Here is a 17846-nt window from a genome sequence, read left to right on the forward strand (position 1 = left end):
AGATTTTCTTAAAGTGTCGGAAATTTCGCCAAGCGTAACTTTGTTTTCGACGCAATCTATGATGATCGGCATTAAATTTTCATTCGTATTAGAAGCATTAGCTAGCTGCTCTAGTTTTGTTTTTACGCCAAGTGATTTACGTTTCTTTTTAAATGCCTTTAGGCGAGAAACTTGCTCCTTCTCGACAGCAGATTTAATTTTCATTATTTCAGGGGGCATTTCATTTTCTATTTGAAATTCATTCACGCCGACAACAATGGCCTCTTTTGACTCAAAGTCCTTTTGGAATCTGTAAGCTGCTTCTTGGATTTCTCTCTGAATCCAGCCACTCTCAATACATTTTAAAACTCCACCTAAATCTTCAATTCTTTGAATGTAATTCGTAGCTCTTTGTTCAACTTCAGCTGTTAGGGCTTCAACATAATGAGAGCCCGCAAGTGGATCTGAAACAGCAGTCACACCACTTTCATAAGCGATAATTTGTTGAGTTCTGAGTGCAATAGTTGCGGATTTTGAAGTTGGTAGGCCCAGCGCTTCGTCCATAGAGTTTGTATGTAAACTTTGTGTTCCACCAAGAACTGAAGCCATAGCCTGAAGAGTAACTCTTGCGATGTTGTTCTCAGGCTGTTGTGCGGTGAGAGTTGATCCTGCAGTTTGAGAATGGAACCTCAACATCATAGATTTTTCACTCTTGGCGCCAAAGCGATTTTTCATAATCTCAGCCCACATTTTTCTAGCAGCTCGGAATTTTGCGATTTCTTCAAAAAAATTATTATGAACGTTAAAGAAAAAAGATAATCTTGGAGCAAATTCATCTACGCTTAAGCCTGCTTTGATCGCCGCTTCTACGTAAGTGATCCCGTTAGCTATTGTAAAGGCAACTTCTTGAGCCGCAGTACTTCCAGCCTCTCTAATATGATAGCCAGAGATACTGATGGTATTCCATTGAGGAACGTTCTTTGCGCAATATTCAAAAATATTTGTAATGATTCTTAAAGAAGGCTTTGCTGGATAAATATAAGTTCCACGAGCAATGTATTCTTTTAAAATATCATTTTGAATTGTGCCTGAGATTTTATCCATATCGATTCCGCGTTTTCTTGCGGTGGCAATATAAAAGGCAAGGAGAATGCTGGCGGTTGCATTGATTGTCATCGATGTGGAAACTTTATCGAGAGGAATGTCTTTTAAGAGTAAATCCATATCTTCAATCGAAGAAATAGCCACTCCCACTTTTCCAACTTCACCTGTTGACATAATATGATCAGAGTCATAACCCATTTGCGTAGGAAGATCGAAGGCAACGCTCAAGCCCGTTTGACCTTTTTTGAGAAGCTCATGATAGCGCTTGTTACTTTCTTTTGCAGAACCAAAACCTGCATATTGTCTCATTGTCCACGGACGACCACGGTACATTGTTTCGTAAACTCCGCGTGTAAAAGGATATTTTCCTGGCGTCGGAGGTTCTTGTAGGGTTTTTGTATCATCAGAAGTGTAGAATGGTTTTAATTCGATTTCTGATGATGTTTTAAAATTTTTATTCACCTTTAGAGACATTCGTCTAACTTTCAAATTTGATAAGGAGCGCACCTGATTCTACAGAGTCACCCTTATTCACAAGAATTTCTTTTACGACACATGGATGAGTGGCTTTCATTTCGTTTTCCATTTTCATTGCTTCCATAATGAGGAGAGGTTGTCCTGGCTCCACATTATCGCCGACGGCAACCATAATATCTACGATCTTGCCGGGCATTCCTGATTTTAAACTGTCAGAAGCGCCCATCGCGCCGCCGCCCTTTAAGCTTTCATGGAGCAAGCTCTCGTCGTTGTAAAGAGGAATTTCTCTATAAGATCCCCTTGTGTAGACAGTGTATTGAGTTCCTTCGCCAACAACGTCCACCATGTAAGATGATTCGTCGAAGAGAAAGCTCACGCCTTGGTCCATTCTTTTGAAATGTTCTTTTGGAATCTTATGAAACTCTTCCTTTTGACCCTTTTCCTGAAGAGTAATTCCCCAGTACTTCGGTTGTTCGTCAACTCGGATGAGATAGTCTTTACCTTTTAGTTTCGCTTGAAAATCCATGATTAACCCTTCCTAATTTATCCTCTGAGTGCTTTATCGCGGCCAACATTTTTCCATTTGCTTGGAAGTTCATTGTGCTTCCAGCTTCCACGCTCTTTGTAACCGTTGTAGGCTTCAATAGCAGCTGAGATCAGGAATACGCGATCGTCTAAGAACCTGAACATATCCTTCAAATCACCAAAATCTTTTTCAATGAATTGAGTTGTATAAGATCCATCTAGGAATTTTTTGTGATCCAAGATTGATTTGTGTAATGGAATATTGGTTTTGATTCCAGTCAAAGTGAATTCATCCAAAGCTCTATTCAAACGCTGAATGGCCTCTTCTCTTGTATGACCCCAAGCAATGAGTTTTGCGATCATTGGATCATAATGAATTGGAATTTCGTAATCTGGGTATGCATAAGAATCCACTCTAATAAAAGGACCTTGAGGGTGACGGCAGCGTCTGATTAATCCTGGGTTTGGAGTGAACGTCACGGGATCTTCAGCGCAGATACGTGCCTCGATCGCATGGCCACGTTGTACTATGTCAGTTTGCTTTACGCTTAAGGGTTTTCCGAAAGCCACATTGATTTGTTCTTTTACCAAATCAACTCCTGTCACCATCTCAGTGATCGGATGTTCCACCTGGAGCCTGGTGTTCATTTCCATAAAGAAGAATTCTTTTGTGATGCTGTCAAAAATAAATTCGAAGGTTCCTGCGCTGTAATACCCAATGGCTTTTGCAGCCTTTACAGAAATATCTCCCATTTTCTCTCGAACATCTTTTGGTACAGAGGGACTTGGAGATTCTTCGATAATTTTTTGGTGACGTCTTTGGATTGAGCATTCTCTTTCGTAAAGATGAATGACATTTCCTTGTTTATCTCCAAAAACTTGAATTTCAATATGTTTAGGATTTTGGACGTAACGTTCGATATAAACTTGATCATCACCAAAAAAATTCCTAGCTTCGTTTTGTGCGGCCTTAAAAGCAGCTTTCACTTCGCTTTCTTTGTGCACAAGTCTCATTCCTTTTCCACCGCCTCCAGAAGTTGCCTTGATGAGAATTGGGTAGCCAACCTCTTTTGCAACTTTGATTGCATCCTCAGCCGTCGGAACCAATCCCGCACTTCCAGGCACTGTTGGTACACCTGCTTTTTGCATTGTTTTTTTTGCAGTGATCTTATCACCCATCATGTCGATACATTCTGGAGAAGGGCCAATAAAAGCTATTCCTTCTTTTTTAAGTCTAGCTGCAAAGTCCGTGTTCTCAGATAAGAATCCATAACCAGGGTGAACAGCTTCTGCGCCTGAATCTTTACAAGCCTTTACGATGTTATCTACGTTCAGGTAAGATTCTTTAGATGGAGCAGGCCCTACGAAATAAGCTTCGTCTGCCAAGATCACATGAAGAGAATTTCTATCAGCTTCACTGAATACCGCTACGGATTTAATTCCTAATTCACGGCAAGCTCTAATTACTCTCAGAGCAATTTCTCCACGGTTAGCAATCAATATTTTTTTAAACATACTTTGCTCCCTTACAGTGGAATATTGCCGTGTTTTTTTCTTGGCATTGTTTCTTGTTTGTTTTTTAGCATTTCTAAAGACTGGATCAATCTCACTCTGGTCACTGAAGGTTCGATGACTTCATCAATATAACCAAGCTCCGCGGCTCTGTATGGATTTGCAAAAGTCTCTTGGTAATTATCTGTTAACTCTTTTCTAGTCTTTGTTGGATCTTTAGATTTTTTAATATCTTCTCTGAAAATAATGTTCACGGCACCTTCTGGACCCATCACCGCAATTTCTGCAGATGGGTAAGCCATATTGATGTCTGAGCGTAAATGTTTAGACGCCATCACGCAGTAAGCGCCACCGTAAGCTTTTCTTGTGATCAGTGTGATCTTTGGAACTGTTGCTTCCGCATAGGCATAAAGAAGTTTTGCTCCATGAGTGATAATTCCGTTCCACTCTTGATTTGTTCCTGGCAAGAATCCTGGAACGTCGACGAGAGTAATGATTGGAATATTGAAAGCATCACAAAATCTGATGAATCTCGCAGCTTTTTTAGAAGCTTCGATATCCAAACATCCAGCAAGAACTTGCGGTTGGTTGGCTACTATACCAACGCTCTTACCATTGAGTCTTGAGAACCCAACGCAAATATTTTTAGCGTAGTGTTCATGAACCTCAAAGAAATAACCTTCATCCATTACAAGTTTAATTAGCTCTTTCATGTCGTAAGGTTTTTTAGAAGAATCCGGGATTAAGGTATTTAATTTTTCTTCAACTCTTGTTGGAGAATCTTTTGTGGGAATGATTGGCGAATCATCCAAGTTGTTTGATGGAATAAAGCTTAAAAGTTCTCTGATCATCAAAAGACAGTGCTTATCGTTATCCGTTGCAAAGTGTGCAACGCCAGACTTGGAAGCGTGAGTCAATGCTCCGCCAAGTGCTTCTTTAGTTACATCTTCGTGAGTTACAGTTTTAATAACATCAGGGCCAGTCACAAACATATAGCTTGTGTCCTTCACCATAAATACGAAATCAGTAATTGAAGGTGAGTAAACCGCGCCACCAGCTGATGGTCCCATGATTGCAGAAATTTGTGGGATCACACCAGAGGCCATCGTGTTGTTTAAGAAAATATCAGCATATCCACCAAGAGCCTCAACGCCTTCTTGAATTCTTGCGCCACCCGAATCGTTGATCCCAATCATCGGAGCGCCATTCTTTAGAGCCATCTCTTGAATTTTGCAGATTTTGTTTGCTTGAGTTTGGGAAAGTGAACCACCGAACACCGTGAAGTCTTGAGAGTAAACATAAACAAGTTTTCCGTTCACTCTGCCGTAGCCAGTGATAACACCATCCCCGAGAATCTTTTTATCGGCCATTCCAAAGTTTGTCGAACGATGTGTAACAAAACGATCCATTTCAACAAAGCTTCCTGGATCTAAAAGAACATCAAGGCGCTCTCTAGCAGAAAGTCTTCCGCCTTCTTTTTGTTTCTTTAAGCGCTCTTCGCCGCCGCCCCTGTAGGCAATCTCATTTTTCTTTTCTAATTCAAGAATTTTGTCTTTCGTAGTTAATTCCATTTTATCCTCTTGCAGCAGTCGCTGTGGCGACTCCTAAAATTAAAATATTTTATAAATAAAGTTTACGGATATATTCTGCCGTACATTCTTGGGTAAGGAATTGACTCTCTGATATGAGGCAATCCACAGATCCAAGCAACCGTTCTCTCAACGCCAAGACCAAATCCTGAGTGAGGGAATGTCCCGTACTTTCTTAAATCCAAATACCATTCAAAATCTTTTTCATTGAGCTTGTGCTCAGCGATTTTCTTCATAAGAACTTCGCCACTCTCTTCACGCTGACCGCCACCGATCATCTCGCCGTAACCTTCTGTTGCCAAAAGATCGCAACTCATAGTGTATCCTGGCTCATTCGGATCTTCTTTCATGTAGAAAGCTTTGATCGGCGCAGGGAAGTGATGAACGAATACAGGCTGATCAAACTTTGAAGAAACAATTGTTTCATCCGGAGCACCAAAATCATCACCATCGATAAAGTCTGGATTTTCTTTTTTGATCATGGCAACAGCTTCTTTGTAGTGAATTCTTGGGAAAGGAGCTTTGATCTTTCTTAATTTTTCGATGTCGCGTTCTAGAGTTTTTAAATCTTCTTCGTGATGCTTAACCACAGTTTGCACAATGTATTCCACAAACTTCTCAGCAAGCTCCATGTTATCCCAAAGATCGTTGAACGCAACTTCAGGTTCAACCATCCAGAATTCAATCAAGTGTCTTCTGGTTTTAGACTTTTCTGCTCTGAATGTTGGGCCAAAACAATAAGCCTTACCAAGAGCGGCAGCACTTGCTTCGCCGTAAAGTTGTCCTGATTGAGAAAGATAAGCTTTTAAATCAAAATATTTTGTTTCAAATAACGTTGATGTTCCTTCGCACGCGCTGGGTGTGAAGATTGGAGAGTCAACAAGAGTAAATCCATCATTATCAAAAAAATCTCTAATGGCTTTAATGATCGTGTGTCTAATTTTTAAAATTGCGACTTGACGTTTTGATCTCAGCCAAAGGTGGCGATTGTTCATTAAGAAATCTGTCCCATGGTCTTTTGGAGTGATCGGGTAGTCTACAGATTTCCCGTAAATTTCAAAACTCTCTGCTGATAATTCATAGCCACCGGGTTGTTTTGGATCTGCTTTCACGGTTCCTGTTACGAACACAGAAGTCTCTTGAGTGATCTGTTCAAAATTATTAAAAGCTTCTTCCGTGCATCCGCCTTTAAAGAAAACGCATTGGCAAAGGCCGGTGCCATCTCTTAAAAGCAAAAATTTAATTTTTCCAGAAGACCTGACATTGTAGGCCCAACCTTTGAGGGTTACTTTTTCGCCCACAAAGTTTTTTAGATCGCTGATATATGTACGCATAGTTATCCTTTTTTGAAGCTTAAATGTATATCGAGTTTCGGTCCTATGCTCAAGCGAGATTCAACCTCAATTCGAATGGAAATTTAGGGTAAAGTAATAACGAAAAAAGATTGTTGCGCGCAGCAACAAAAAACCTGTTGTGTCTATGCAACAGATCGAATAAATTCGTTCTCAGATGGCAAAGTTAATTCCAGAAAAATTTAAACTCAAAGATGGCAGAGAAGTTTTGTTGAAATCTCCGATCCCTGATGAATGGGTAAAGATGAGAGATTTTATTAATCTCATCAAGATGGAATCACAAAATACATTTCAATTCCCGGGACAGCCCGTTCTTGAGGAAACTGCTACGCGTGCGAGAATTCAAAAAGCTGCAGATTCGAGCAAAAGCCTGTGTGTGGATGTTGAGTTTGAGGGAAGATTTATTGCGCAGATGGATTTCTGGCCCGTTCATTCGATCGAAGATCATCCATGGCTCAAGCACAATTGTTATTTTGGAATGACAGTGATTAAAGAATTCTGGCAGCAAGGATTGGCTAGAAAACTTTTAGAAGTTCTCGAGAGTGAAGCAAAGAAAATGGGTTATACGCACATTCGCGCAGAAGTTCGCGCAAGCAATGATCGCGGAGTAAAACTCTACACAAATTTCGGATTTAAAATCACGGGCTCCAAAGAAGAATTTGCATTTATCGATGGCAAATTCCACGATGATCTTTATATCACAAAGAAAATCTAAAGATTGTTAAGCACAGTCAAAGCTTGTGGAACGTTGATTTCACCTTCGGTTTTTACAATATAATTTCTTTTTGTAACACTATTTAGGATTATACTTTTTAGTTGTCCCACGGTGAGATTTGGATTTTTTCCAATAAGAAGTGCGGCAAGGCCACTCACAAAGGGAGCTGCCATGCTTGTTCCAGAGAGATATGCGTAATCACTATGGAGGTAAGAGCTTAAAATTTCGTCGCCAGGAGCCATCACGTCTACGAGCTGGCCCCAATTCGAAAATGAAGGCATAAATCCAAGTTTTGTGATTGCACCGACAGTAATCTGCGCAGAGCTTTGGAAAGCAGCAGGGAATTCTGGGTATCTAGAAATATCATTTCCATTGTTTCCCGCAGCTGCTACAAAGAGTACATTGTCTAGGACGAGCAAGTTGATTGTGTCTTCTAAAATTTTTGAGCAAAAGGATGATCCCCAGCTTGCGTTGATTACTTTTGCACCCATTTTTTTTGCGTAATTGATAGATTCAATAGCGTCACTTGTGTAACCGCTAGCTCCATCCATAAAATCCAAAGGAAGAATTTTTACATCAGGAGCAATGCCTTTCATTGGACCACTTGTGTGGGAACCGGCAATTACTCCGGCCACGTGAGTTCCGTGTCCAGAAGTGTCGTGATTGGTTGGTGATTCCACCGCGAAATCCCATCCACGAATGTCATCAATTAGGCCATTTCCGTCATCATCAACATTACGTGCACCATTTTGTTCGGCAATGTTTGTATATATTTTTGAAGAAAGAGATGGATGAGTGAGCTCAACTCCGGAGTCAATCACAGCAACAATGACACCTTGACCTTTGATTCCGCTATTCCAAGCAGCACTGGCTTGAATTCTTTCGGCGCCCCAAGTTTCTTGAGCGTTAGGAGTAATTTCTCCTTTGCCCAGAATCAAATCATTGGCGTAAATGATTTGATCGCTTTCAACAATTTCTAATTCTTCCAATTTTGGGCGAACATACTTTTCTAACATTTCTTCTCGAGATTTTGCGTAAACCCGAACAATGCTTCCGTCTTTTTTCTTAACGACATATCTTGTTTTGTGAGATGTTGATTCACAGTTCGCAGGGTTTTCTTGAAATACTTTCAGTTCGCCAGTTTTTTGCTTCGAGCATCCTGTCGCAACAAAAATAACGATCAGAATGAATAATATAGAGTAAATCCTTAAAAAGCGATCCATGCTTTACCTTCCCAATGAACTCTTGCAAAGAGCTCCATGTATGAGACGTCTCACATACACTTTTCGGTAAAATCATTTTGAGACAGCACAGGACCTTAGACCAAAAGAAAGTCGATTTAAAAGATAGGTACCTTTTAAATCGACTTTGTAAAATCGGTTAATGCTCTGATGAAATTTTTTGCGGCTTTTTGAGCGGCATCAGTGACTTCTTTATGATTGAGAGGTTTAGCCAAAATTCCAGAGGCGGCGTTGGTGATACAGCTTAATCCCACCACCTTTAAACCCATGTGTTTTGCTGCAATTACCTCTAGAACGGTGCTCATACCTACGGCTCCGCCACCAATCTTTTGCAAGAATTTTACTTCTGCTGGAGTTTCATAGCAAGGGCCGAGGACGCCACAATAAATACCTTTAGAATGTTTCACTTTCATTTTTTTAAGAACAGACATCATTTCTTTTGATAATTCTTTATCGTAGGCCTCTGTCATATCTGGAAACCTTGGTCCGAGAGAATCATCGTTACGACCGATCAAAGGATTCTGGCCTGTGAGATTGATGTGATCAGAAATCACCATAAATTCACCCGGTCTCATAGTTGGTTTTAGTCCACCTGATGAGTTTGTTACCACGAGAGTTTCAATTCCAAGTTTTGCTAGGGTGCGAATCGGATAAACCACTTCTTCCGTCGAATGTCCTTCATAAAAATGAATACGGCCCTTGAGAGCAACAACAGGAATATTTCCAATTTTTCCAAAAACCACTTCGCCAGAATGACCAGCGACATTTGGCTTTTTAAAGTGCGGAATATCTTTAAAAGGAATCACTTTTTTAGATGCCAGTTGATCAGCAAATTCTCCCAAACCTGAGCCCAAAATAAAACCAATTTTTGGTTTCTCTGCTGGATGTTTTACCCCAACTTTACTCTCGATGTACTGAACTGTTTCCTGAAGATTCATAAAGATTCCTTATGGCAATAGCTGCCTAAATGTTGCGTTCGTACAAACACTATATAGTGATGAACAATTCTCGGTCATCACAAATTTTTAAAGTCCTAAATCAAACATCATTCTAGGGGCTGGCCCTCTTTTTGCTTTTAAATATCATAGATTATGATGTCTTTGAGGCCATTCAAAATTCTTTTAATTATGACGTTTTTGATTTACCCTCATGCGTTTGCAGGAAATCAATGTGAATCATTGTTTTCAACGAAAAGCTCTTCAAAAATTACAGAAAAACCTTCGGCCACAAAGAGAATTTCGCATATTCAAAATATAGAATGGCTAAAGAAAAAACTCTTTAAAGATGGCGAGATGGAGAAGCTCAAGAAATCGGATGCGCTTAGAGATCATAATGAATTTCTATCCAATATGCTTTCAGAGACTATAAAGATATTAAAACGTGATTTTCATCAAAAAGATTCAGAATTAAAAAAAATCGAAGGCGCAAGTTTCTATTTGGAAGCCATCTTACAAAACATTAGTTTGCATCAAGCAGAGCATAAAGTAACCCATGACTATTACATTAGAATCAATTACGCGATTTCGAAGTTCATCGCACTTAAAAATTCTGAGTCGTTTATTGGAAATGCATTGATAAAAAAAATATCAGCACAGAAGGGTTCCACTGTGCCTCAGAAAATAAAACAAAATTTCGAAGAAGATTTGATTGCTTATCGTTTTTTATTCGAGGGTTATAAAGAAGAGGGGTTGCAGTTATTTCCATTGTTTGCAGACTTAACCCCAAAAGATTTTATTGATTTAGGTGTAGAGTTAGTTCCTCTGGGAATGACATTGAATGCGAGGTCTACTTTTGATGGAAGAGGAGGACGTGATGCGCATGACTATTTTATACACGATTTACTGCATGCACAAGAGCTGCTGGCAGCTTGGAGCAGGTTGAGCCCTGCCGACAGAGCAAGATATGTCAAATTTGAGAAGTTCTTGTCATCTCCCGGCTTGAAGCTGACTCACGATGAAACTGTTTTGCTGTATGCATACGTCTTTAAACGTAGACATGAGAAGGTCACGCTTGAGGAAATGCTAAAAGAATTCTATGGAGAACGAGCAGGATTAATTAAAAAAGGACATGAAAAAGAGATTTCTGAGGTATACGAAGACTTGGCTAATCCACTAAAGAATACTCAATATGATATCATATTAACAAAGCAAGAGTATTTAGAAATTTTAAATAGCGCTCTTTCCAAAACCTCAACTCAATTTGAGGAATTTAGAATCGAGGAGTTTCTAGCCTCGAAAGCAAAAACTGAGTAGAAGAGAGCATGATTTTTAGTTTATAATTTTTCACCAATCAAAGAAAAATTTGTGGACGGTGTATCATCAATCTGAATAGAATTTTCCAGTCTTTTCTTCGATTCTTCGAAATACGTTGTTTCATTGCTAGTAAGTGTCCAAAGTACATCGCCCTTAGAAACCTTATCTCCAATTTTTTTATGAATACGAATTCCTGCCACAGGATTGATTTTATCCGAAGATTTTTGTCTTCCAGCTTCAAGAATAATTCCAGCATATCCGACACTTTTTGTGTCAAAGCTTTCCACATAGCCTTCTTCTGTCGCTTTGATTTCTAAAAACTTTGTGGGCTTTGGAAGTTTATAAAGATTCCCGCCCTGCATTCTGCAAGTCTCCGCGAATTTCTCGTAAGCCTTTCCGCTCTCTAAAACTTGCGTGGCCTTTTTATAACCGTCTTCAAAAGTTTTTACATTCCCAGAAAGAAGAAGCATCTCTGCGCTCAAAATTAATGATAGCTCACGCGTGTCTTCGAACATCGGCGAGCGTCCATTCTTTAAAATCGAAAGGCATTCCTCAATCTCCAAAGAATTTCCAGCATACTCTCCGAGAGGTTGATCCATTGAGGTTAAATAGACAGTTATTTTTCTTCCTGCATTCACGCCAATCTCTTTAAGCTTGAGGCCCAATCTCTTCGCTTGTTCTAAGGTGCTCATAAAGGCGCCGTTTCCAAATTTCACATCAAGAACAAGAGAAGAAATTCCCTCGGCCAATTTTTTGGACATGATAGAGGCACAAATCAAAGGAATGGATTCCACGGTTGCGGTGACATCTCTCAACGCATACATTTTTTTATCTGCCGGACAAATTTCATTTGTTTGCGCGATAATGCAAAGTCTATTTTTTTGAATTTGTTTTTTAAAATTTTCTAAACTCAAGTGACAGTTGAATCCAGGAATAGATTCTAACTTATCAATCGTTCCGCCAGTGTGACCAAGTCCACGACCTGCGATCATCGGAACTCCAATGTCACAAGCAGCAACAATAGGACCTATTATTAAGCTGGTTTTGTCTCCCACGCCCCCAGTGGAATGTTTGTCTACAGTTTGGAAGTTTTCTTTCGAAAAATCCAGAAGGCTACCAGAATTCATGACTGCATCTGTAAGATAATAAGTTTCCTGAGAAGTAAATCCATTCAAATATCCCGCCATGAGGAATGCAGACATTTGATAATCAGGAATTTTTTCTTCTACAAAACTTTGGATAAAGAAATTGATTTCTTCTTGGGTGAGTTCTTTCTTTTCCCTTTTTTTAGTCAGAATCTCAACTGCAAGCATCAGTAATCCTTATTTTCAGAATCACCGGATTCATATTTAATGATTTCTATACCAGAGCTGGTGCCGATTCTGTCGGCTCCGGCTTCAATGAAGGCCTTGGCTTGCTCTAAAGTTTTAATTCCGCCACTGGCTTTAACTTTGATTTTCTCATTCAGAAGAGATTTGAATAGTTTTATATCTTCAATTTGTGCATGAGTCGGTGCAAAGCCAGTAGAAGTCTTAATGTATTTTGCACCAGAAAGTTGAACTGCGGCACACAAGAAGATCTTCTCCTCTTGAGTAAGATACGCAGTTTCAACAATGACTTTTACGGGAGTTCCTTGTGCAGCTTGCACGACCTGCCGGATGTCTTGAAAAACAAAGTCATATTCTCCACTCTTAAGCGCAGAAATATTAATCACCATATCGATCTCTTTGGCGCCTTGGCCTACGGCATATTGAGCTTCAAAAACTTTTGTAGAAGTGTTGTTAGCACCCAAAGGAAATCCCACCACAGTGATCGGCAGTACGTTGGTTCCGCGCAAAAGTTCTTTGCACTTACTTAAATAATGAGGCTGAACGCAGACTGCTTTGAAAGCATGTCGTCTGGCTCCCACACAAAGCTCTTCAATCTGCTTTTGTGTGGCCTCTGCTTTTAAAAGCGTTTGATCGATATAATGGTTAAGTGGATGAGCGATATCATATTTTTTGGTAAAAATAGTTTTAGAATCTGAAAATAACTTTTCAGTTAAAGCTTTCAATTCGGTGTTTAAAATGTCTTTAGGCAAAATATTTCGATGCATGCTCATGTGTCTTAAGATATAGATTAAAATTCTATGAAATCAAAACAAATATTTGTATCAGGAAAGGTTCAGGGCGTAGGATTTCGCAATTACACCATGAAAATTGCGTCGGCGCTCGAAATCACTGGGTGGGCGCGTAATCTTTCCAGTTCCGATGTTGAGATCCTGGCTTGTTACGCTGAAGAGTCGGTATTTCAGAAATTCCTCGTAGAATTGAAAAAAGGGCCAGCTCGTTCAAAAGTAAATAATATAGAGATTATTGATGTTGATTCTAAATCCATCCATTGCGATACTTTTACTATTGAACCTGACGGGGAGTGAACGCGTGACCAAGAATATTCTATGCTCAATGATTGTAGTGCTTTTAGTTTCTACACAAAGTTTTGCTCAAAACAATAATCAAAGCACATCAAAAATTGGTCCCAAAAAACAACTCACGATGATTTTCTTATCGGGCCTCGGCGGCGCAGTTCTTGGTCTGAGCACTTTGTCTTTTCACGGTAGACCACAAGATCATCTAGGAAATATTGCTATTGGATTTGCTGTTGGCGTAGTGTTTGGAACTATATATGTGACTTACAATACGGCGACTAAGCCCAAAGAATATCTTGGGGAAACATTGGATCCCTTGTACTTCAGCCCTACAAACAGAGAGAGTGCTGACTTTAAGCCAGTGCCACAACTTGCTTCTTACACTTTAACTTTTTAGTGTTTAATATAACACGGAAAAATGCTCACAAAAATCTAAAAAGCTGAAGTATATTCACGCTTCCAATATCAGCATCTACTTAAAAGGTGTTTCCTTGGGTACGAAAATTGCTATGTATTCGTATATAAATTATCTAAACCCGGAGGTTACGTGAAAAAATCATTGTTTTTGGCTATAGCTTTATCTTTATCTTTTGCCGCGCAAGCAAAAGATCGCTTAGAGTTTAATACTAGTACAAGCAAGGAGTACAAAGTTGCTTATGGTCATGCCTTAAGAATTGAAACAGCAGGATTTCTTCTCGTAAGATTGACTTGGAATGTGGCGGCGGCCGAACTTTATTGTTCTTTTGATGTAGCAAAAACTACTGCGGATATGGCTGGACAAGTGGCTGGAGCATTAAAAACTTTATCCCAAGAATCCTACGATGCCATGACAACCGATAAAACTATAGTAGATGCACATCTTTTAACTCGTCAAAGCTTTAGTTTTCATGAAGAAGGTTCTCATAGGGGGATGAAAAATTCTTGTAAAAGAAACGTTGAAGAAATTCGTCTAATTGGTAACGAAGTAGCTTCTAGAATAGATGCTTTGAATCCCTAAGCCGGCTTCTTAATAACTTGAGTTAATCCTGGAGGTACGGGCGTTGGATTGGCATCAGCAACTTGCTGTGCAGTTTGCGCCTTGGCCTTACCTAAGAATTTCAATGCATCGTCTTTCGACACTTTGCCATCCTTAACTAAATCCTGGATGTAGCCTTCAAAGTTCACCATGCCTTGCGCCTTACCAGTTTGCATCATCGAAGGAATTTGGAACGTCTTACCCTCACGAATCAAATTTGAAACCGCAGGGTTATTTAACAATACTTCAACGGCAGCCACACGGCCCGGTCTATCGAATCTCTTAAATAATGTTTGAGCAACCACTCCACGTAAACTTTCAGAAAGCATCGTTCTCACTTGCGCTTGCTGCTCTGAAGGGAAAATATCAATAATTCTATCCACAGTTTTAGCAGCACTGTTAGTATGAAGTGTTCCTAAAACCAAGTGACCCGTTTCTGCAGCAGTCATCGCTAACGAAATAGTTTCTAAATCTCTCATTTCACCCACCAGAATCACATCTGGATCTTCTCTCAGTGCAGCCTTTAAAGCTTTCGCGAAAGATTTCGTATGAGAAGAAACTTCTCTTTGATTCACGAGACAGTTTTTATTTTGGTGCACGAATTCAATTGGATCTTCAATCGTAATGATATGACCTTTTTCTGTTTGATTGATGTAATCGAGCATCGAAGCAAGCGTTGTCGACTTCCCCGAACCCGTTGGACCCGTGACAAGTACTAAGCCTCTGTCCACAGAAACCATATCTAGAATTGATCTTGGTAAATTTAATTTTTCGATTGGTAAAATTTCATCTGGAATCGAACGGAAAGATCCGCCGAGCCCTTTTCTTTGCATAAAAATATTCACGCGCACTCTGCCTACGCCGGGAGCAGCATAGGTGCAATCGAGCTCCCAATTTTCAACAAAATTTTTCTTTTGTCTCTCAGTCAGAATTTCAAAAAGAAGTGCCTGAGTTTCGTCAGCAGACAAATCACGATAGTTCAATTTCACCATTTCTCCATGAACACGAAGGTATGGAGGCGCACCAGTTGTGATATGAAGATCAGATGCGCTCTGATCTCTCATGATTTTGAATAAATCATCAAGCTTTGCCATAACTTCCTATCGGCGAAAAATCGGATTGATTAAACACCGACAAACGTCTAGCATGTGATCCATGTCATCCGAAATATTAATCCATGTCAGACACAACGAAACTAGAGTCGCCTTCATTCAAAACGGCGTCCTCACGGACCTAATGATCGAGAGAACTCAGTCTCGAGGTCTAGTAGGCTCTATTTTTAGAGGAAAAGTCGCGCGAGTTTTACCAGGTATGCAGGCAGCGTTTGTGGACGTTAGTCTAGATCGTGCAGCTTTTTTGTATGTAGGTGATGTAAGGCAAGACATCAGCGGCAATAACTCTGAATTCATTTGGGATGAAGACGAAAACCAAGAAAAATCCGGCGAAATTCTTTTTGACGAAAATTCAACGGAACAAAAAGAAGATGAAACTCGTCCTCCGATTCAGGATTTACTTCGCGAAGGCCAAGATATTCTAGTGCAAGTGGCAAAAGATCCTCTCGGCACAAAGGGTGCGAGAATCACAACGCATTTATCACTTCCCGGAAGACACGTTGTCTTTATGCCAACGCTCAATCACCTCGGAGTTTCTCGTAAAATCGAAGACGAAGGCGAAAGAGAAAGACTTAAAAAAATCGTAGAAAAACACATGCCCGCTCAAGGCGGGTTTATCGTCAGAACAGCTGCCGAAGGTGCAACGGAAGAAAGTATCGAAAGCGATGTGAAATACTTAGTTTCGCTTAGCCAAGAGGTACAAAAAAACTATCAAAAGAAAAAAGGCACTGGTCTTATTCACTCGGATCTTGACGTAGAATTGAGAGCGGTGAGAGATCTTTTGAACGAAGACGTAACGAGAGTGATCGTTGACGACGCCGAAGTTTACAAAAAAGTATCAAAATTCATTTCGCAATTTATGCCAAAACTTAAAAACAAAGTGGAGCTCTATAGCGCAGCCCAACCGCTGTTTGATAAGTACGAAATCGATCTAGAAGTATCAAGGTCATTGGGCAGAAAAGTTTGGCTGAAATCTGGTGGATACATCATCATTGACGAGGCTGAAGCTTTGGTTGTGATCGATGTGAACACAGGAAAATTCGTCGGCAAAAAAGACCTCGAAGATACAATTCTAAAGACAAATCTCGAGGCGGTAAAAGAGATCGCCCATCAATTACGAATCAGAAACTGCGGTGGTATCGTAATCATTGACTTTATCGATATGGAAAAAGAGCTGAACCGTGAAAAGGTTCTAGAGGCGCTTCAAGAAGAACTCAAGAAAGACCGCGCAAAGACAAGCATCACCGGTATGTCTTCCCTGGGATTAGTGGAAATGACCAGAAAAAGGGTGCGACCTTCGCTTCTTAAAGCTCTTTGCGAGCCCTGCAATTATTGCGACGGGAAGGGCTATATTAAGAATAAAAACACGGTCAGTGGTGAAATTTTTAGACAAATCGAGCGCGACATCTATATGTTAAAGAGCAATTCGGATTCGATCCTGGTTCATTGTCACCCGACGGTGGCCGATTGGATTTATGATGAAGAGTCTATCTCCTTGGAACAACTGGAGAAAAAGATAATGAAGCGCATTATTTTTAAAGTAGAATCAGAATTCCACGTTGAGCAGTTTGAAATTGAGATGTAAGCCTCCAAAATTTAAGCATTTTCTTGGAATCATCCGTTGACAGTAACCAATGCCATGTGGCATTTATTCGGTCTTATTTAAGATTTAGAAGACCGAAATAGTTAGGACAGGAGTTATACATGTACGCAATTATCAGAACCGGTGGAAAACAATATCGCGCTGAGGCCGGACAAAAATTACTTGTAGAAAAAATTGACAAGAATCTTGGTGAAGAATTTGATTTAAATGACGTTCTTATGGTTGGTGGTGATAAACCATTGATCGGGCCAGCAGCTTTGAAAGGCGCAAAAGTTACGGTTGTTGTAACTCAACAAGATCGTGGACCTAAAATTCTAATCTTAAAAAAGAAAAGAAGAAAAGGTTACAGAAGAATGAATGGTCACAGACAACCTTTCACTCAATTATTCGTATTATCAATCACTGCTGGCGGACAAACAGTTAAAGCTGAAACAAAAGCACACGTCATTGATCCAATGAAAAAACTAGAGAGAATGGAAGCTCACGAAGCAAAACTTCAAGCTCTATCAAGAGAAGAAAGAGTTGCGAAGAAGACTGCGAAATCTCAAAAGAAAATCGCGAAAAAAGTAACTGCTCCTAAGAAAAAAGCTAAAAAAGTAGTTAAGAAAAAAGCACCAGCGAAGAAAAAGAAAACAACAAAAAAATAATTCAGAAAAAGTAAGTAATTTAGGGAGACATCATGGCATCGAAAAAAGCGGGCGGTAGTACCAGAAACGGTAGAGACTCACAAAGTAAAAGATTAGGCGTAAAGAAATTTGGTGGCGAAACTGTAAAATCAGGAATGATTATTATTCGTCAAAGAGGAACACAAGTTCAGCCAGGTAAAAATGTAGGTCTTGGAAGAGATCATACGATTTTTGCCGTAGCAGCAGGAACTGTTCTTTTTGAACGTGTAAACAAAACGAAACTTAAAGTTTCAGTTGTTCCAACAACAGTAGCAGCGGGAAAAGCTTCTTAATTTAA

At 39.8% G+C, this 17846-nt stretch carries 18 protein-coding genes; 8 read left to right on the top strand and 10 right to left on the bottom strand.

Features of this window, described 5'->3' with window-relative positions:
• From V4596_04900 to asnS, 5 genes are all read right to left on the bottom strand, one after another.
• Window positions 1-1545 (bottom strand): methylmalonyl-CoA mutase family protein (locus V4596_04900; GenBank protein ID MES2768465.1); only part of this gene is annotated, 1545 nt, incomplete at its 3' end.
• A 16-nt stretch (window positions 1546-1561) separates the two neighbouring features.
• On the bottom strand, window positions 1562-2086 hold the full coding sequence (locus V4596_04905) for an acetyl-CoA carboxylase biotin carboxyl carrier protein subunit (GenBank protein MES2768466.1): 525 nt from the start codon (window positions 2084-2086) through the stop codon (window positions 1562-1564).
• Window positions 2087-2103: 17 nt separating this feature from the next.
• A complete protein-coding gene (accC, locus tag V4596_04910) occupies window positions 2104-3600 on the bottom strand; it encodes an acetyl-CoA carboxylase biotin carboxylase subunit (GenBank protein ID MES2768467.1) in 1497 nt (498 codons plus the stop codon).
• A gap of 11 nt (window positions 3601-3611) precedes the next feature.
• On the bottom strand, window positions 3612-5168 hold the full coding sequence (locus V4596_04915; protein ID MES2768468.1) for an acyl-CoA carboxylase subunit beta: 1557 nt from the start codon (window positions 5166-5168) through the stop codon (window positions 3612-3614).
• A 62-nt stretch (window positions 5169-5230) separates the two neighbouring features.
• Entirely contained in the window at window positions 5231-6520 is a 1290-nt protein-coding gene (asnS, locus tag V4596_04920) for an asparagine--tRNA ligase (protein ID MES2768469.1), read from the bottom strand.
• Window positions 6521-6695: 175 nt separating this feature from the next.
• Between asnS and V4596_04925 the strand changes: the two genes are divergently transcribed.
• Window positions 6696-7253: a GNAT family N-acetyltransferase gene (locus V4596_04925; GenBank protein ID MES2768470.1), complete on the top strand. Its 558-nt coding sequence runs from the start codon at window positions 6696-6698 to the stop codon at window positions 7251-7253.
• On the opposite strand, the gene V4596_04930 is transcribed toward V4596_04925, so the two are convergent.
• Together V4596_04930 and V4596_04935 are read right to left on the bottom strand one after the other, a co-directional pair.
• A complete protein-coding gene (locus V4596_04930; GenBank protein ID MES2768471.1) occupies window positions 7250-8476 on the bottom strand; it encodes a S8 family peptidase in 1227 nt (408 codons plus the stop codon). The two genes, V4596_04925 and V4596_04930, sit on opposite strands and share 4 nt — an antisense overlap.
• A 134-nt stretch (window positions 8477-8610) precedes the next feature.
• On the bottom strand, window positions 8611-9432 hold the full coding sequence (locus tag V4596_04935) for a purine-nucleoside phosphorylase (protein ID MES2768472.1): 822 nt from the start codon (window positions 9430-9432) through the stop codon (window positions 8611-8613).
• A gap of 189 nt (window positions 9433-9621) precedes the next feature.
• Between V4596_04935 and V4596_04940 the strand changes: the two genes are divergently transcribed.
• Window positions 9622-10746 (top strand): hypothetical protein, encoded by a 1125-nt coding sequence (locus tag V4596_04940; GenBank protein MES2768473.1) that lies wholly within the window; start codon window positions 9622-9624, stop codon window positions 10744-10746.
• Window positions 10747-10766: 20 nt separating this feature from the next.
• Here V4596_04940 and V4596_04945 read toward each other — a convergent pair whose 3' ends face one another.
• Window positions 10767-12059 carry a thymidine phosphorylase gene (locus tag V4596_04945; GenBank protein ID MES2768474.1) on the bottom strand — a complete coding sequence of 431 codons (1293 nt, stop codon included), beginning with the start codon at window positions 12057-12059 and terminating at the stop codon, window positions 10767-10769.
• The gene (gene deoC, locus V4596_04950; protein ID MES2768475.1) at window positions 12059-12847 is read right to left on the bottom strand and encodes a deoxyribose-phosphate aldolase; all 789 of its coding nucleotides are present in this window, start codon (window positions 12845-12847) and stop codon (window positions 12059-12061) included. Before deoC ends, V4596_04945 begins: the two co-directional genes overlap by 1 nt.
• Window positions 12848-12874: 27 nt before the next feature.
• Between deoC and V4596_04955 the strand changes: the two genes are divergently transcribed.
• The 3 genes from V4596_04955 (at window position 12875) to V4596_04965 (ending at window position 14150) form a co-directional block, all read left to right on the top strand.
• Window positions 12875-13162 (top strand): acylphosphatase, encoded by a 288-nt coding sequence (locus V4596_04955; GenBank protein ID MES2768476.1) that lies wholly within the window; start codon window positions 12875-12877, stop codon window positions 13160-13162.
• Between the two features lie 4 nt (window positions 13163-13166).
• On the top strand, window positions 13167-13550 hold the full coding sequence (locus tag V4596_04960; GenBank protein ID MES2768477.1) for a hypothetical protein: 384 nt from the start codon (window positions 13167-13169) through the stop codon (window positions 13548-13550).
• A gap of 150 nt (window positions 13551-13700) precedes the next feature.
• Window positions 13701-14150, top strand: a complete 450-nt coding sequence (locus tag V4596_04965; GenBank protein ID MES2768478.1) for a hypothetical protein — start codon at window positions 13701-13703, stop codon at window positions 14148-14150.
• Here the strand turns inward: V4596_04965 and V4596_04970 are convergent.
• Window positions 14147-15262: a type IV pilus twitching motility protein PilT gene (locus tag V4596_04970; GenBank protein ID MES2768479.1), complete on the bottom strand. Its 1116-nt coding sequence runs from the start codon at window positions 15260-15262 to the stop codon at window positions 14147-14149. The genes V4596_04965 and V4596_04970 overlap by 4 nt on opposite strands.
• A 61-nt stretch (window positions 15263-15323) precedes the next feature.
• On the opposite strand from V4596_04970, the gene V4596_04975 reads away from it, so the two are divergent.
• The 3 genes from V4596_04975 to rpmA all read left to right on the top strand — a co-directional run bounded on the left by V4596_04975 (window position 15324) and on the right by rpmA (window position 17841).
• Window positions 15324-16865, top strand: a complete 1542-nt coding sequence (locus V4596_04975) for an Rne/Rng family ribonuclease (GenBank protein ID MES2768480.1) — start codon at window positions 15324-15326, stop codon at window positions 16863-16865.
• Window positions 16866-16984: 119 nt separating this feature from the next.
• Window positions 16985-17530: a 50S ribosomal protein L21 gene (gene rplU, locus V4596_04980; protein ID MES2768481.1), complete on the top strand. Its 546-nt coding sequence runs from the start codon at window positions 16985-16987 to the stop codon at window positions 17528-17530.
• A gap of 32 nt (window positions 17531-17562) precedes the next feature.
• The gene (gene rpmA / locus V4596_04985) at window positions 17563-17841 is read left to right on the top strand and encodes a 50S ribosomal protein L27 (GenBank protein ID MES2768482.1); all 279 of its coding nucleotides are present in this window, start codon (window positions 17563-17565) and stop codon (window positions 17839-17841) included.
• Window positions 17842-17846 lie beyond the last annotated feature (5 nt).

It is taken from the genome of Bdellovibrionota bacterium (assembly GCA_040386775.1).
GTDB lineage: Bacteria > Bdellovibrionota > Bdellovibrionia > Bdellovibrionales > JAEYZS01 > JAEYZS01.

Coding starts and splice junctions, on each gene's coding strand:
- V4596_04905 (MES2768466.1), bottom strand. CDS start 2,086: ATGGATTTTCAAGCGAAACTAAAAGGTAAAGACTATCTCATCCGAGTT.
- accC (MES2768467.1), bottom strand. CDS start 3,600: ATGTTTAAAAAAATATTGATTGCTAACCGTGGAGAAATTGCTCTGAGA.
- V4596_04915 (MES2768468.1), bottom strand. CDS start 5,168: ATGGAATTAACTACGAAAGACAAAATTCTTGAATTAGAAAAGAAAAAT.
- asnS (MES2768469.1), bottom strand. CDS start 6,520: ATGCGTACATATATCAGCGATCTAAAAAACTTTGTGGGCGAAAAAGTA.
- V4596_04925 (MES2768470.1), top strand. CDS start 6,696: ATGGCAAAGTTAATTCCAGAAAAATTTAAACTCAAAGATGGCAGAGAA.
- V4596_04930 (MES2768471.1), bottom strand. CDS start 8,476: ATGGATCGCTTTTTAAGGATTTACTCTATATTATTCATTCTGATCGTT.
- V4596_04935 (MES2768472.1), bottom strand. CDS start 9,432: ATGAATCTTCAGGAAACAGTTCAGTACATCGAGAGTAAAGTTGGGGTA.
- V4596_04940 (MES2768473.1), top strand. CDS start 9,622: ATGACGTTTTTGATTTACCCTCATGCGTTTGCAGGAAATCAATGTGAA.
- V4596_04945 (MES2768474.1), bottom strand. CDS start 12,059: ATGCTTGCAGTTGAGATTCTGACTAAAAAAAGGGAAAAGAAAGAACTC.
- deoC (MES2768475.1), bottom strand. CDS start 12,847: ATGAGCATGCATCGAAATATTTTGCCTAAAGACATTTTAAACACCGAA.
- V4596_04955 (MES2768476.1), top strand. CDS start 12,875: ATGAAATCAAAACAAATATTTGTATCAGGAAAGGTTCAGGGCGTAGGA.
- V4596_04970 (MES2768479.1), bottom strand. CDS start 15,262: ATGGCAAAGCTTGATGATTTATTCAAAATCATGAGAGATCAGAGCGCA.
- V4596_04975 (MES2768480.1), top strand. CDS start 15,324: ATGTCATCCGAAATATTAATCCATGTCAGACACAACGAAACTAGAGTC.
- rplU (MES2768481.1), top strand. CDS start 16,985: ATGTACGCAATTATCAGAACCGGTGGAAAACAATATCGCGCTGAGGCC.
- rpmA (MES2768482.1), top strand. CDS start 17,563: ATGGCATCGAAAAAAGCGGGCGGTAGTACCAGAAACGGTAGAGACTCA.